Below are 13731 nucleotides of genomic sequence, written 5' to 3'. Positions count from 1 at the left end.
ACAGAAGAATAACGCGTTACAGCCGGGCCTGTCATGCCGCCCGGCGCCCTGACCTGGCAAAAACCCGCTTCTACACGGCGGGACACGCCGGGTGAGTTTCGCGCGGATCAGCAGATCCGCGCCGGTATCGGTGATCTGCTCGATCAACGCGGTGACCGCGAAGTTCCGTTCGGCCGGCGACAAAATGCCCGGTCGGGTCGCACGCCGGGGCGGGGTTGCTGTACGGACCGCGGGGAATGCCGGTTCGACCAGGCGCTTGTCGACGTAGCGGTCACTGTCGCGCAAGCCCGGCGCCCGGCACGATCCCGGGAAGATCATGACGGATCTCGCGGTGATGCTCTCGCTGGGAGGGTACTGCGTGTCCGACTCGCGTGGCTGCGCGGCGAGCCCGGGGTGTTCGGTGTGGTGGTGGCGTGCGGCACCACCACACCGTCGTCGATATCGTGTTCGGCCCGTTGCGGATCGCCGAAACCGCATATGCTCCCGCGAGTGGCGGGTGTTTGCGCCGTCGGGTGAAATGATGTCGCAGGCGTTGGGTTCGGGCTACCGCAGAGCGCCGAGAGCGACGATCTGGATGAGGAATTCCTGATGTCCCGTGCGGTTGCGCGGTCTACCGGCATGCTCAGCACCGGCTGGGCTGGATGCGCAGGACGTCGGTCCTTGCGATCGCCTCGTCCCGTTCGGCGATCAGCGCCTGGCGTCGTGGATCGTTCAGGTAGGCGTCCAGCGCATCGTCGCCGGGAAAGATGAGCCACTGTACTTCTGTGGGCGCCTCGTCGGCGGGCGCTTGCACAGTGCCGCGTTGCAGAACCTGCCCACCGTGGTCGGTGATCAGTTGCAGCACCCGGTCCTCGTACCGGACGAGCGCGGACTCCTGGCCGGGATGGGCCCACAGCAGAACGCACAGTGTCGTTGGTTGATTCGCCATCCCGATAGCATGCACCAGCACGCGGTTCCCGCACCGGCATCGGGGCTGTGTTCAGCGGGTTGGTTGCAGGTGTGCGTCGGTCGGTCGGGCCATTTGTTCCAGGGCGCCGGTTGCGTTACCTCGCGTTGAACGGCACCGATCACCGCAGTCATAGTGAGCAGGACGCGGCGATCGGTGCCTACATTCGCTGGCGCAACCAGCACTTTCGACCCGTACGAGAGTTCGCCGTCAACTCCACAAACCGGCACCCGTATTACTTACCCAACGTTGCTTGACGAGGCACTGGTCTTCCGTGGCTGCCGACAGCTCCGCTCATGCCGACCGTCCTTGCACCCGACCGGACGTTCCCGACGAGGCCGATGCTGAGTAGATTCGGCACAGGAATTGGCACGGTGACTCGGCTCGGAAAAAATCTCGGCGTGTGTCGATTTCGCCGATGGCTCTTCGTATAGGGGGTGAACGGGCCGCGGAAGGGCGGTCCGCAGGAGCAAGGAGCGTGATCATGCGCATGGTCAACGCCACGTTGTCCATCACCCTCGACGGAGTCGTTCAGGGCCTTGGCCGCCCCGACGAGGACACCCGCGGTGGCTTCACCCACGGGGGTTGGGGCGGCAAGTACAACGATCAGGTCATGGGCCATGAGATGGGTAAGAGCATGGCCAGACCCACTGACATGCTGTTCGGACACCGGACCTGGAACGACTTCATCACCGCCTGGGGTACTCGCACTGACGACAATCCGTTCACCTCGCACATGAATGCGGCCACCAAGTACGTCGCCTCCAGAACCTTGAAAAGCGCCGATGCTTGGCAGAACTCGATCCTGCTTTCGGGCGACGCCGTCGAGACGGTAGCGAAACTCAAGGCCGCGCCGGGTAAGGACCTGACGATCATCGGCAGCGCCTCACTGGTCCGAGACCTGCACGTCGCGGGCCTCGTCGACCACTACACGCTGCTGATCCACCCGCTGACCCTGGGCTCCGGCACGCGGCTGTTCGAGGGCCCCGCCCCACTGACCGAGTTCGACCTGACCAGTAGCGTCACCACCACCACGGGCGTGATAATCGCCCATTACACCCGCAAGTAGGAACCATGCCTGAATACCTGCTCTCGATCTACCAGCCCGAAGGCGAGCCGGACCCCGTGGCGATGGCCCGGGTCGTGGCCGATGTGCACCAGTTCAACGAGGAACTGCGCGAGAGCGGCTCGTGGGTGTTCACCGGTGCCCTGCACGCGCCCGGCACCGCCACTGTCGTGCGCGCAGATGGGATGATCACCGATGGCCCCTACGTCGAAGGCAAGGAGCACGTCGGCGGTTTCTGGGTGATCACCGCGCCCGACCTGGACGTCGCCTTGGCGTGGGGGCGCAAGGCGGCTGCCGCGACGACACTGCCGATCGAGGTCCGCCCGTTTCAGGACGTGGAGCCGTATTGAGTCCGACACAGCAGGAGATTGCGGACGTCTTCCGCGCAGAGTACGGCAGAGCAGTTGCCGTACTCGTGCGCGGGCTCGGGGATATCGGCACAGCCGAGGACGCTGTCGCCGAAGCGTTCACCACCGCCCTGCGACGCTGGCCGGTCGACGGCATGCCACCCAGCCCTGCCGGCTGGATCATCACCACCGCCCGTAATCGGGCCATCGACGAATTACGCCGCGAATCGCTCCGCGCGCACAAGCACGCCGAGGCGCAGTGCACGTACTGCCCAGACGAGCCCGAAGAGGAGGGACCCGTGCGCGACGATCGCCTCCGGCTGGTCTTCACCTGCTGCCACCCGGCTCTGGCCATGCCCGCACAGGTAGCGCTTACGCTGCGGCTGCTCGGTGGGCTGACCACCTCCGAGATCGCCCACGCCTTCCTGGTGCCCGAACCGACGATGGCACAGCGCCTCGTCCGGGCCAAGGCGAAGATACGCGATGCCAAGGTCCCTTACAAGGTGCCCCGCGACGCTGATCTGCCTGATCGCCTCGGTGCGGTGCTCGCGGTGCTCTACCTGATCTTCAACGAGGGATACACCGCGACCTCCGGCGCTGAACTGGCCCGCGCCGATCTGTGTGCCGAGGCGATCCGGCTGGCCCGGTTGTTGGCGGAGCTTATGCCCGACGAGCCGGAGGCATCCGGTCTTCTTGCGCTGATGCTGTTGATCGAGGCCCGCCGAGCCGCCCGCACCGGCCCGGACGGCGATCTGGTTCGACTGGCCGACCAGGATCGCTCACGCTGGAACGCCGACCTGGTTCTGGAAGGCCGAGCAATCGTCCGCGCCTGCCTGCGCCGCAATCAGCCGGGCCGATATCAGATCCTGGCCGCGATCAATGCCGTGCACACCGACCCCGTCACCGACTGGACTCAGATCCTGGCACTCTACGACTGCCTCCTACCCTTCGACAACGGTCCGGTGATGGCGCTCAACCGCGCGGTCGCACTCGCCGAGATCCAGGGTCCGGCAGTGGCACTTCGTGTGGTGGATGACTTGGATCTCGGAAACTACTACCTGTTCCACGCGGTCCGCGGCGACCTCCTCGCCCGCCTCGGACGAAGCCGGGAAGCACAGCATGCCTTCGATGCTGCGGCCCAGATCACCGCGAACCAGTCAGAGCGCAGATTCTTGATCGCCCGGCGCGACCGACGCGACTAGAACGGTGCTCCAGGCGGCGATAAAGGCTCGCTCAGCGAACTGCAGCAGATAGCCGCACGCTATGTACAGCTACTCTTCACCGTGAATTCGGCGGCGATGGTCCGGACCGCGTTGTGTGGTGGGCCGATCTTCTCGGTTCCTTATGAACCGGACCTGGAAAACACCGGACCACCCCCAGGTGACCCTTCGGATTCGATACAACTCGCCGCGGCGAGCCCGGATCTGCTTCGTCAGATGCTCGCCTCGTTCATTTAGACGATGACGAGCGCCGAGGCGGACGCCATCTGCGGCGCCGAGTACGGCCAGCGCAGCGACGAACGCGTCAACCGCAATTCAATTCCCGAACTCGTCATTCCAGGCCTCGAGGAATATCGGACAATAGTTATCGTAATCCGAACTCTGGTAGATCATTTAGGCAATCTCACGGCGCACTTGCTCGCGACTTGGGTGAACGTCAAGGTGCGGGCTCTCGAGATCTGCATACAGGATCTCGGCGTAGCCGACACGGGTGGGGGCCGCCTGCAGCGAGTCCAGGAAGCGGTCGACCGCCCCGGCGACGGTGGGCCGATCGCCGCTGGGGTCCAGGGCCGGGAACGCGACGACCGACACGAGCACCTCCGCACTGATGTGACGTATAACGTTGCCGAGTCGCCCCCCGCAGCAGCCATCAGCGACCTGTGCGGCCCCGGCCCGGTCGGAGTGTATGTGATAGGTGATTCATATTCTATGTCACAGGCCCTGGGGCGTATTGCTACGGGCGCGACGTCCGGCTCTCGGACGGAATCGGGTCATCCGGTGCTGGGCTCGGCGAGGGACGTCCACTGGTCGAGCCCGGTAGGGATGGGCGTTCCGGGCGGATGGCCGGGCGGTGGGTCGGTCGGGAAACGTGCCAGATCTTCCTTCCCGGACAGCCATGCGTACGTACCCGGCTTGATCTCCTGCGCACCGAAATGACCCACTTCGTCTCCGGAAACTGCATACAGTCGCACCTGGCCTGGTGAAAGCTGTGCGGCGATCCTTTCGGCATGCGCAGTGGGTGCGAATCCGTCCCCGCTCGCAGTCCAGACGATAGTCGGACACTTGATGCCGCTGATGTCGAACCCCCAGGGCTCTTTCTCTCTGATGTTGTAATCATCGTTCCAGCCTTTGTCGCCTTGCTTCAAGGCCTCAGCGAATTGGATGCATAGATTTTCCGCGTGTTTGTCCACGATTTCCCGATCGATACTGCCGAGTTCGTTCCGCGGAATACCAATGATTGTCATCGGATCGGTGGGATGTGCGTTGAAGTTCGCGAGTCGCGCTGCAGTCACTCCTTCGATTGATAAAGCCTGGCCGGCCGTAACCTCAGGTTTCTGGGTCATGCCCACAAAGTTCTCTTCTTTCATCAGGGCGGGAGGTGCGTGCGGGACGAGGAGTCCGAGTCTGGTGACCCGGTCGGGCAGGGCTGCTGCCACTGCCGCTGCGTGAGCGGTTCCGCCGGATCGGCCGACGACGGGGAATCTGTCGATTCCGAGGTGGTCGGCGATCGCTTTGACATGCGTGGCGCTATCGGAGATCTTCAGACCTTCTTGTGGGTCGGATCCGCCGTAGCCGGGGCGGTCGTAGGTGATCAGCCGTACACCGAGTCGATCGAGCAGTTCGGGTGGGGCGGTGTCCACGCGACTGCCCGGTGTGCCATGGAGTTGGAATATCGGTGTACCGTCTTCCGGTCCTTCGACACGGCACTGCAACCTGTGTCCGTCCGGGAGGGTGACGACGAAATCTCCGGGATGTTCTTCCCCTCCTCGCGTTCCGGCATCTGGTGGTCCGCCGCCGGTGCCGGTGCCGCCCGGAGTATCGTTCCCGTGTGCAGGGGTATTGCCGACAGGTGTTTCACCGCGGGGGGTAACTTTATTGAGCGGCCGGTTCGAGGGGATGTCGAAAGCGGACAGTCTTTTGCGTTCGGCATCCAAGTACATGGGGACCGCAGACCGAAGAGTCTTCGCGGTGGTGGAAGACGGAAGCGCCCGAGATTTCGAGTAATCCGGCGCGAGTACCATCAATCTGTCGCGGACAGCTGAACACAGCCCAGGAAGACCAACTCCTCCGATCACGGTATCAACTCGCTCACACCGGCGATTACCACCGGAACCCCACACGCGCCGGCCGGTGCAGACCTGCGTCCGTGGCTGCCGAAAGGTCGAACCCGAGGTGATTCACGCCCGTCTTGCTTCCCATGGTCTCCGCAGTCACCTGTCAGGCGGCCGGGTCGAGGGCCGAGAAATCGATTTCCTCGAGTGTCGGGTCGAACGGGTCGGGTTGGCGGGTGAGTTCGTCGGTGGCGTAAGCGCCGAACCTGCTGATGTGCGAACGCACGTAGGGCGACAGCGCGGCGACCTGGTTGGAGTTGGTGGCCACCTCCGTCTGCTCCCCTCTATCGCCCTCTTAGGTGATCGATACACCGAAACCGGGTTTCTTGTCATAATCGGTATCGGAGTGACCTGGATCGTTTCCGAGATCTGACGAGTCGGAGTCCAGTGAGTCGAGAATCCCTCGCGGTTGGTGTCTGGTTCTTCAACGTGGAACCGTCGGGATGTTGCATGCCTCCCGGCCTGGCCCTGGCCAGGCCGGGAGCGCCGACCTGGTTCGGGCGGTTGTGGCGACGGAATCCGAATCGGGCTCTCCCCGGTTGTAATAATCGATGCCGCGTTATGCACGTGAACGGTCGGCATCGGGATGGGCAGCGTCACGCAACCGTCACGCTGCGACTTCGTGCACCTCGGCATCGGCTCGCGCCTCGAGAACGGCCAGCAGGACCATCCGGGACACGGCCATGTCGGACATGTGACCAGTCAGGGTTATCACTGAGTGAGCTGCGGCTCGACGGCATTCCTGGACGAGATCGACGAATGCCGGGGGGAGTAATCCGTTCTGTGGTGCCGGCTCGTGGAAGACCGTGCCCAGCTCGTATCCGAGTAAGCCGGCAGCGGCTCGGAGCCTGCTTTCGATCGTATCGGCGTCGCTGTCGTGAAGCAGGTCATCGCGTAGATAGCCATAGGCAAGGGGTAGTAGTGTAGTCATCAGATGAGCCAGTTCTCGATCGTTCGGCCGCGTTGGGCCATACCCTTCGCAGCCAGATGGACAGGTCATCGCAGGGCACTGTAGTGCACCTGTTCGCCGGGGCTCGGCAAAAGTCGAGTCCGGCCGTGCTATCGAATGTTGGACGCGGATTCTGTGCTTCCGGTCGGCCAACGTGTCGACACCGGAAACTTGTGCTCCGTGACCGCTCGTACCGCACGACTGCCAGTCCTGGAATGGCCACAACCTCCGAGCGACGCTGCTCGAGCTTGGCTGCACTTCGTTGTGCGCCGAAGGTTCCGTGCCCGTCCCCGGCGCGTTCGGCCGCGCGATCGAGTACTACTTTGGGGCGGCGTCGGCGGCTCCACCGCCGACACCTTCAAGTCTTATCGTCTAGGCATCTGGTCTGAATCGGTAAGAACGCTCCTTTCACCCACGAAGTACCTACCTAAAGTTTGATACGGAGGGTTGAGGCGATCCCGGAGTAACTCGATCCGCAGTAGACGGATGTCGGGGCCATGACGTTCTCCCGTGGGCGGCCTTCAAGGGCTCAGCTGGCGGCCGCCGACGGTTGGTGGGTCACCGCCCGCCGAACGCGCCGGCGGAGCCGCCGCCGGGCGGCCGGAACTGCCCGAGTGTCCTGGAGGCGTTCCTGTCCCACGCGGCCGCCGGCGACGGCTTCCGGGTGTGGCGGGAACCATAGAGGAGGACGCGAATGACCGGCCCGGCAGATGTCACAGTGACGTATTTCAGGTATGTCACTCTACGGCCACATGCTCCGACCGGCATTCGCCGATATCGCCGACAGCAATGCAGATGACTCGGCCGCGGAGTACCAGGCGTTCACCGACGTCGCGGCCGCGGAATTCACCGCGTTCGCTGACGCCGGGAACACCACATGCACCTGTGATCGGGCGTGGAACGCATCCAGCGCATGGTGTGTCAGAGCCGGACAGCAGGCACTGCCGTACCGAAGACCGTCGTCCGGTTCCTGTCCACCGTGGCTGCCGACCCGCAGCGCCCGGGCGCCATTGCCCGCCCTGCGGTTACTGCGCGGGGATCGCCCGTGCCCACACTGACGCCGGACTGGTGGACTCCACTGCGGAAAACTCCGTACAGGGACCTCGTTGCCGAGATCTGGAGTGTCCAGCGCACAAAGTTGATCCGCGGCCTTTATGTCGCCGGATGGAAGCAGGTCGATTGTCTGCTGCTTACAAGTATTCGCCCGAGGTCAGCGATTGCGCCCGTGAGGGAGAAAGCCTGCGACCTGGAAGCACTGTGAACCTTGCAGCGGTCCTGCTCAGTTCGACTCCTGCAATCCTTTCACCGCGACCTGACGGAGATTGTCGGCAAGAACGGTTGCCGACGGGCTCAGCGCTCGCATCGCCGCGATGGTGATTCCGACGCTGTGCCCGATCGTATCGAGAGAAACCGGCAGTGTACGCAAACGATCGTCGCTTCGGCCGATCAGGCTCGGCAACACCGCGACGAGATCGGTCTCGAGCAGTAGCTGTCGGACCGTCAGAAAGGACGTGGCCTCGACTCGATTCTCCGGCAGCGGCATACCGTTCCGTGCGAAGAACTCTTCCAACTCGCCCCGCAGCACTGTCTCGGTGCCCGGCAGGATCCAGGGAAACTCCGCAAGGTCCCGCAAAGCGAGTTCGGTGCGGTCGCCGAGTGGGTGTTGCACTCGCGTGAAGACCTCGACGAACTCGTCGTACAAGGGCTGACGGATGGCTGTCTCGGTGGTAGGCGCGGTGAGCCGCCCGACGATCATGTCGATGCGACCGGCCTCGAGTTCGACGAGTAAGGCTTCTGGCGAACCTTCCCGCACGATCACGGTCAGCAACGGTCGATCTATCTTCAATCGGGCGATAGCTTGCGGCAGCAACACATTCGACCCCGCCAGGTGTGTTCCAACCACCACGGTGCCGCGCTCGGCGTCGGCGAGTTCGGCGACATGTCGCCCAGCCTGGCTCAGCTGGGCGAGTACCGCGCGCGCGTGTGCGGTAAATGCCTCGCCGAAGATCGTCGGAGTGATCCCACGCGGTCCGCGATCGTAGAGCGGAACGCCGAGGATCGCCTCGAGATCGTGCAGGCTTCGCGTGGCGACCGGCTGGGCGATGTGCAGCGTCGCGGCCGCGCCGATCACGCTGCCTTGTCGTGTCAACGCGTCCACAAGGGTCAGGTGGCGCAGCTTCAGCCTGCCGTCCAGTAACCGTGGGTGGTCCACTGCAACCTCCCTGATTTTATATCAGCCCTACTCGCCTGTGTAGAATACAGCAAGTCGATGCCTGTACCTCGGCTTATTCGGAGATCGGGTTCTTCCATATCAGATTTTCGATCCAGACAAAACAGGAAGATGGATGCGGCCCAGCTTTGCCCCCATCGCGGGCCCCGGGTAATCTCAGCTGCACTCCAGCAATTCCGGGGGCGCTGGAACTGCGCATCAACAACGTACCCGGTGGGTATTTACGCTATAGCCCGAGAAAGCGTTCGGCATTCTGATGGGTGATGAGCCTTTTGGTTGCGATATCGAGGTGGTCGCTCTTGCGTACGACCGCCGCGATCGGTCGTTCGCCGAGGGGGTAGGGGTAGTCACTGCCCACCATAACCCGTGCGCGTCCCACCGTGTCGACGAGCAGGCGCAGGGCGCGGTCGTCGAATACCACCGAGTCGACATAGAACCGGCCGAGGTAGTGCGAGGGCGGGTATTCGGATGTGCCGATGACGTCGTTTCGGCGATGCCAGGCGTTCTCCATGCGGCCCATCCAGAACGCGAACGACCCACCGCCGTGGGCAAACCCGATCTTCAATCGCTCGTCTACACGGTCGAACACTCCGCCGAGAATGAGTGCCAAAATCGACAGGTGTGTCTCCGCAGGCATCGCGGTCAGCCATTGCCCCATCCACCGGTCCAGGCGAGGCGAACTCGCCATGTCCCACGGATGCACGAAAACCGGAACTCCGAGGTCGGCGCAGTGTTGGAGGAATGTAACGATGCCCGCACTGTCGAGGTCGCGGTCGCCCACGTGGTTACCGATTTCGACGCCACGGTGCCCATTGGCGAGGCACCGGTCGAGTTCCTGGCAGGCAAGATCGGTGTCCTGCAGAGGGACCTGACAGAACGGGATCAGCCGGTCGGGCGCGGGCGCGGCGATATCGAGGGCGAGGTCGTTGAAGATCCGGGCGATCTTGGCGCCTTGCGCACCGGTGCGTCCATAGTTGAAGAATCCTGGCGTGGGAGAGATCACTTGGGCGCGAACACCATCGGCATCCATATCACGGAGCCGAGTTTCGGCGTCCCAGCAGTCGGACTGGATGCGTCGAAATTCTCTGGTGCCCATCATGATCATTGCCTCGTGCTCGGATTCGATCCTCAGCCATGGTGCGTCCGGGCCGCCCTCGGCGCTGACATCTGGCCAGCCCTTGGGTACGTAATGGGTGTGGATGTCGATGATGTCGGACATCATCACCCTTTGCCTGGATGCAGCGCACCGCAGTTATCGCACCGTCTGGCCTGCTGGTTGTCGTAAAATTCGGTGAATACCGGTGGCAGGTCTTCGACAATGTTGCGGACCTGTAGTTCGGTCTCGTGGATCAACGTCCCGCAATCGAGGCAGTACCACTGGAACTTCTCGAGAGTGCCTTCTTCGCGGACTCGTTCGATGACGAGACCGATCGAATTCGGGTCCGGGCGTTGCGGTGAATGGGGCACATCGCCGGGCAACAACCAGACCTCTCCCTCGCGGATATCCACTCGACGAGGCCCGGAACCGGTCATGAGGTTCACATGGATATCACCGCGGACCTGGTAGAACCATTCCTCATAGGGGTCGAGGTGAAAGTCGGTGCGCTGGTTGGGTCCGCCGACTACTTGAACGATGAAATCGTTACCGAGTGCCATGGTCTGATTGTTCACCGGTGGTTTCAGCAAGTGCTCGTGCTCGTCGATCCAGCCTTGGAAATCGATCGGCTCTGGAATATCTGTCATTACCGTTCCTTCAGGTCGTGGTCGTTGTCGACGTCCGCGTGTCCAGGTCGACGGTGCGCGATTGCCTGTATCTCGATCAGCAAATACGGATGTGGCAGTTGATGCACCGCAACTGTTGTTCGAGTCGGTCCGTGCTCGTCGAAGTACTCTCCGTAGATTTGGTTGTATCCGCCGAAGTCGTTCATCGATACCAGAAATGTGGTGATCTGTGCGATATCGGGCAGATCTGCGCCGACCTCGTGTAGAATCGCCTGAATATTCTCGATCACGGCGCGGGTCTGCGCTCGGATGTCGAGGTTCGTCGTACCCATTGCATCGACTTCGACGCCGACAAAGGTGTTGTCGGGCCGGCGTGAGCTCGTCCCGGACACGAAAATAAGGTTGCCTACCACCTTCACATGTGGGAACCGTCCCCGCGGCGTGGCGCGACCCGCAACAACCGTCGACTCGTAGGTTTCGGCTTCGGTCATCGACTCACCTCGAACGTCACGCTGCCCAATCCTGCTATATCGCATTCGACGATGCCGGACTCGAGCCGCAGCGCGGCGGTCGCCGCGCCCGCGAGAATTACCTGTCCGGCTCGCAGAGGAATTGCCCTGCGACGGCATATCTCTGAGAGAGCGTGCAGTGCCCTGATCGGGTTGCCGAGGATTGCCGTAGTCGAGCCGACCGACTCCACGCCGGCGACCTTCATCCTTACCGCACGGTTGTCCATCGACCGCAATGGTTGCCATGTCCCGATCACGAATGCGGCGGCCGAGGTGTTGTCGGCTACCACATCGGTGTAGGTGAAGCGAAAATCCCGATATCGGGAATCGATGATCTCCATCGCCGGTGCGACCGCGTCGACGCAGGCCTCGATGTTTACCATGGCATCGTCGGGGTCGACGTCCTGGCCGAGCCGGTAAGCGACCTCGGGTTCGACCCTGGGGTGGATAAATGAGGTGAGTTCGAGGCAGTCACCGTCGGCGAAGCGCATCGCGTCGGTCAAGTGGCCGACGATCACTTCGGACACACCCATCTGTGCCATCTTTGCCTCGCTCGTGAACCCCAATTTGAGACCGATTACCTTCTCGCCACGATGCTCACGGCGCGCGATCAACGCCGACTGGATGGCGTAGGCGTGGTCGATCGTGAGTTCGTGGCCGTCGGCCAGACTCGGCGTATCTGTGCGGGTGGTCTGTGCTTCATCGAGGCGACGGGCGAGTGCATCGATGTCGAGTGCGGTCTGCATATTGGAAGTCATTGTGTGGTAACCATTTTCCTTCTCTCGCTCGAGCGATGAGAGCGACGGCGATATCGACGCTCACGTCTTCGTGGCCACCGACCGGATTACGGCCACCGGCGGGTGAATATATCGGGCTCGCCCTGCGCCGGACGGTAGCGTGTAGGACTGACACGGTAAGCGACTGAAACGAGTCGGTCATAGGTAGCTAGCGCCTGCCAAGCGATTTCATCAGTTCGCGCGAGGTATGCAGGTAGGCTTGCGAGTCAATATTTCTCATGTGTTCACGAAGCTGGAGTATCCGTGCCAGCGATACGACGATCGGACAGGTCGATTGCGATCGGTACCGATGAGAATTACAGCGACACACAAACATTCGTCGGCTGGGTGTAGAAGTGCCGCGAAGATTCGCCGCCCTCGCGGCCGATGCCGGACAGGCCCATGCCACCGAACGGCGACCGTAGATCTCGCAGATACCAGGTATTCACCCAGGACATTCCGACATTCATCGCCTGTGCGACGCGGTGTCCGCGGCGAAGATCGTTGGTCCATACCGCTGACGCGAGGCCGTAGTCGGTATCGTTCGCGAGCGTGATTGCTTCGACTTCGGTGTCGAAAGGGATCAACGCGGCGACGGGGCCGAAGATCTCCTCTCGCACTACGCGATCGGCATTGGTCAGTCCGGTCCACAGGGTCGGCTCGATCCACGACCCCCCCTCGAGGCCGCTGCCCAGCGCAGGCACACCGCCACCGGTGAGCACCTTCGCGCCCTCGCGTTCGGCCATCTCGAAATACGTAAGCACTTTGTCACGATGAGTCTGCGAGATGAGCGGCCCGGTTGTGGTCTGCGTATCCTCTGGATCGCCCAGCCGCAGGTCGCGCGCGCGCTCCACCAGACCTGCGGCGATGTCATCGAAGATGCTGCGCTGTACGTAGATTCTCTCGGTACAGAGACATACCTGCCCGGTGTTGGTGAACACGGACCTGCTCAATCCGCTGAGAACCTCGTCTAGATCCACGTCGTCGAACACTATGGCGGCGTTCTTGCCCCCGAGTTCGAACGACACCGGGCGCACGCGCGGTGCGACGGTCTTCATCACCTGCGAACCCGTCGCCGACGAGCCGGTGAACGTCACCCCGTCGATCCCGGGGTGTGAAGTCAGGAACTCACCGGCGGAGTCGCCACCGAAACCGTGGACCACGTTGTAGACGCCGGCGGGCAGCCCGACCTCGACGAACACTTCCGCGAGCAGTGTGGCCGTGGATGGGGTGTCCTCACTCGGCTTCACCACGACCGCATTACCGCATGCAAGCGCCGGCGCGACCTTCCAGGTCAGCAGGAGCAAGGGCAGGTTCCACGGCACGATCACCGCGACCACACCCAACGGCTTGTGGACTGCGTAGTTCAATGCTGTTCCGCCGCCGGGCCGCTCGGTGATGAATGACTCTTGACCAGCGGCCGCGACTATATCGGCGAAGGCGCGAAAGTTTGTCACCGCACGGGCGACATCGAGTTCCCTGGCCTGTGTTACGGGCTTGCCCGTATCGGCAACTTCCGCGGCAACGAATTCCTCGAACCGTTCCTCGATCCGGTCGGCGGCGCGCCGTAGGAGTGCGGTGCGCTGTTGGACCGAGGTCCGACCCCAGGCGCCGTCGAGCGCACGCCGAGCCGAGGTCACCGCGCGGTCTACCACTGGCCGGTCGGCCTGGTGCACGTGGGCGAACGCCGTGCCGGTGGCGGGGTTGGACTTATCGAAGATTTGGGCGGGGTCCGGGTCGACGAATCGACCATCGACGAAATTGCGGATCCACCGTGGTGCCTGTGGCGTCATGTCACCACTGTGGCGGGAGAATGCATTGCGAACAAATAGGTATTTCTCCTGTCGTTATGACC

At 62.8% G+C, this 13731-nt stretch carries 14 protein-coding genes and 1 pseudogene; 4 read left to right on the top strand and 11 right to left on the bottom strand.

All coding sequences use genetic code 11. The features are described 5' to 3' along the window. Window positions 1–622 precede the first annotated feature (622 nt). Window positions 623–928 (bottom strand): DUF1330 domain-containing protein, encoded by a 306-nt coding sequence (locus ON38_RS29105; protein ID WP_039828304.1) that lies wholly within the window; start codon window positions 926–928, stop codon window positions 623–625. 502 nt (window positions 929–1430) lie between these two features. On the opposite strand from ON38_RS29105, the gene ON38_RS29100 reads away from it, so the two are divergent. The 4 genes and pseudogenes from ON38_RS29100 to ON38_RS37735 form a co-directional block, all read left to right on the top strand. Further along, window positions 1431–2015, top strand: a complete 585-nt coding sequence (locus tag ON38_RS29100) for a dihydrofolate reductase family protein (RefSeq protein WP_039828303.1) — start codon at window positions 1431–1433, stop codon at window positions 2013–2015. A 5-nt stretch (window positions 2016–2020) separates the two neighbouring features. Then, complete coding sequence (locus tag ON38_RS29095; protein WP_039828283.1) at window positions 2021–2362, top strand: YciI family protein; 342 nt, start codon at window positions 2021–2023, stop codon at window positions 2360–2362. Continuing rightward, window positions 2359–3561: an RNA polymerase sigma factor gene (locus tag ON38_RS29090; RefSeq protein ID WP_039828282.1), complete on the top strand. Its 1203-nt coding sequence runs from the start codon at window positions 2359–2361 to the stop codon at window positions 3559–3561. The genes ON38_RS29095 and ON38_RS29090 overlap by 4 nt, the downstream gene beginning before the upstream one ends. Before the next feature lie 153 nt (window positions 3562–3714). Continuing rightward, window positions 3715–3888: pseudogene (locus tag ON38_RS37735) on the top strand (IS256 family transposase); the annotation flags it as partial. 84 nt (window positions 3889–3972) lie between these two features. Here the strand turns inward: ON38_RS37735 and ON38_RS29085 are convergent. The 10 genes from ON38_RS29085 to ON38_RS29035 all read right to left on the bottom strand — a co-directional run bounded on the left by ON38_RS29085 (window position 3973) and on the right by ON38_RS29035 (window position 13669). Continuing rightward, a complete protein-coding gene (locus ON38_RS29085) occupies window positions 3973–4170 on the bottom strand; it encodes a hypothetical protein (protein WP_157181977.1) in 198 nt (65 codons plus the stop codon). Window positions 4171–4349: 179 nt separating this feature from the next. Continuing rightward, window positions 4350–5519: an alpha/beta fold hydrolase gene (locus tag ON38_RS29080; RefSeq protein WP_157181976.1), complete on the bottom strand. Its 1170-nt coding sequence runs from the start codon at window positions 5517–5519 to the stop codon at window positions 4350–4352. Window positions 5520–5796: 277 nt separating this feature from the next. Further along, complete coding sequence (locus tag ON38_RS36480) at window positions 5797–5958, bottom strand: hypothetical protein (protein ID WP_157181975.1); 162 nt, start codon at window positions 5956–5958, stop codon at window positions 5797–5799. Between the two features lie 339 nt (window positions 5959–6297). Then, a complete protein-coding gene (locus tag ON38_RS29070) occupies window positions 6298–6621 on the bottom strand; it encodes a hypothetical protein (protein WP_039828280.1) in 324 nt (107 codons plus the stop codon). A gap of 1297 nt (window positions 6622–7918) precedes the next feature. Then, on the bottom strand, window positions 7919–8851 hold the full coding sequence (locus ON38_RS29060; RefSeq protein ID WP_039828278.1) for a LysR family transcriptional regulator: 933 nt from the start codon (window positions 8849–8851) through the stop codon (window positions 7919–7921). Between the two features lie 244 nt (window positions 8852–9095). Next, the gene (locus tag ON38_RS29055) at window positions 9096–10088 is read right to left on the bottom strand and encodes an amidohydrolase family protein (RefSeq protein ID WP_039828300.1); all 993 of its coding nucleotides are present in this window, start codon (window positions 10086–10088) and stop codon (window positions 9096–9098) included. Window positions 10089–10090: 2 nt separating this feature from the next. Then, window positions 10091–10612, bottom strand: coding sequence for a 3-hydroxyanthranilate 3,4-dioxygenase (locus tag ON38_RS29050; RefSeq protein WP_039828277.1), 522 nt, complete (start codon window positions 10610–10612; stop codon window positions 10091–10093). Next, entirely contained in the window at window positions 10612–11082 is a 471-nt protein-coding gene (locus ON38_RS29045; RefSeq protein WP_039828276.1) for a RidA family protein, read from the bottom strand. The genes ON38_RS29050 and ON38_RS29045 overlap by 1 nt, the downstream gene beginning before the upstream one ends. Continuing rightward, a complete protein-coding gene (locus ON38_RS29040; protein ID WP_039828275.1) occupies window positions 11079–11858 on the bottom strand; it encodes a 2-keto-4-pentenoate hydratase in 780 nt (259 codons plus the stop codon). Before ON38_RS29040 ends, ON38_RS29045 begins: the two co-directional genes overlap by 4 nt. A gap of 335 nt (window positions 11859–12193) precedes the next feature. Beyond that, window positions 12194–13669 carry a 2-hydroxymuconic semialdehyde dehydrogenase gene (locus ON38_RS29035; protein WP_039828274.1) on the bottom strand — a complete coding sequence of 492 codons (1476 nt, stop codon included), beginning with the start codon at window positions 13667–13669 and terminating at the stop codon, window positions 12194–12196. Window positions 13670–13731 lie beyond the last annotated feature (62 nt).

The sequence above is a fragment of the Nocardia testacea NBRC 100365 genome (assembly GCF_000308775.1).
In the GTDB taxonomy this organism is placed as follows: Bacteria; Actinomycetota; Actinomycetes; order Mycobacteriales; family Mycobacteriaceae; genus Nocardia; species Nocardia testacea.
Note: the sequence above shows the minus strand (reverse complement) of the source record. Positions and strands in the feature narration are given on the sequence as shown.

Bases quoted from the DNA above. Each gene is read 5' to 3' on its own strand.
- ON38_RS29105 (WP_039828304.1), bottom strand. From the start codon at position 928: ATGGCGAATCAACCAACGACACTGTGCGTTCTGCTGTGGGCCCATCCC.
- ON38_RS29100 (WP_039828303.1), top strand. From the start codon at position 1,431: ATGCGCATGGTCAACGCCACGTTGTCCATCACCCTCGACGGAGTCGTT.
- ON38_RS29095 (WP_039828283.1), top strand. From the start codon at position 2,021: ATGCCTGAATACCTGCTCTCGATCTACCAGCCCGAAGGCGAGCCGGAC.
- ON38_RS29080 (WP_157181976.1), bottom strand. From the start codon at position 5,519: ATGTACTTGGATGCCGAACGCAAAAGACTGTCCGCTTTCGACATCCCC.
- ON38_RS29070 (WP_039828280.1), bottom strand. From the start codon at position 6,621: ATGACTACACTACTACCCCTTGCCTATGGCTATCTACGCGATGACCTG.
- ON38_RS29055 (WP_039828300.1), bottom strand. From the start codon at position 10,088: ATGTCCGACATCATCGACATCCACACCCATTACGTACCCAAGGGCTGG.
- ON38_RS29050 (WP_039828277.1), bottom strand. From the start codon at position 10,612: ATGACAGATATTCCAGAGCCGATCGATTTCCAAGGCTGGATCGACGAG.
- ON38_RS29045 (WP_039828276.1), bottom strand. From the start codon at position 11,082: ATGACCGAAGCCGAAACCTACGAGTCGACGGTTGTTGCGGGTCGCGCC.
- ON38_RS29040 (WP_039828275.1), bottom strand. From the start codon at position 11,858: ATGACTTCCAATATGCAGACCGCACTCGACATCGATGCACTCGCCCGT.
- ON38_RS29035 (WP_039828274.1), bottom strand. From the start codon at position 13,669: ATGACGCCACAGGCACCACGGTGGATCCGCAATTTCGTCGATGGTCGA.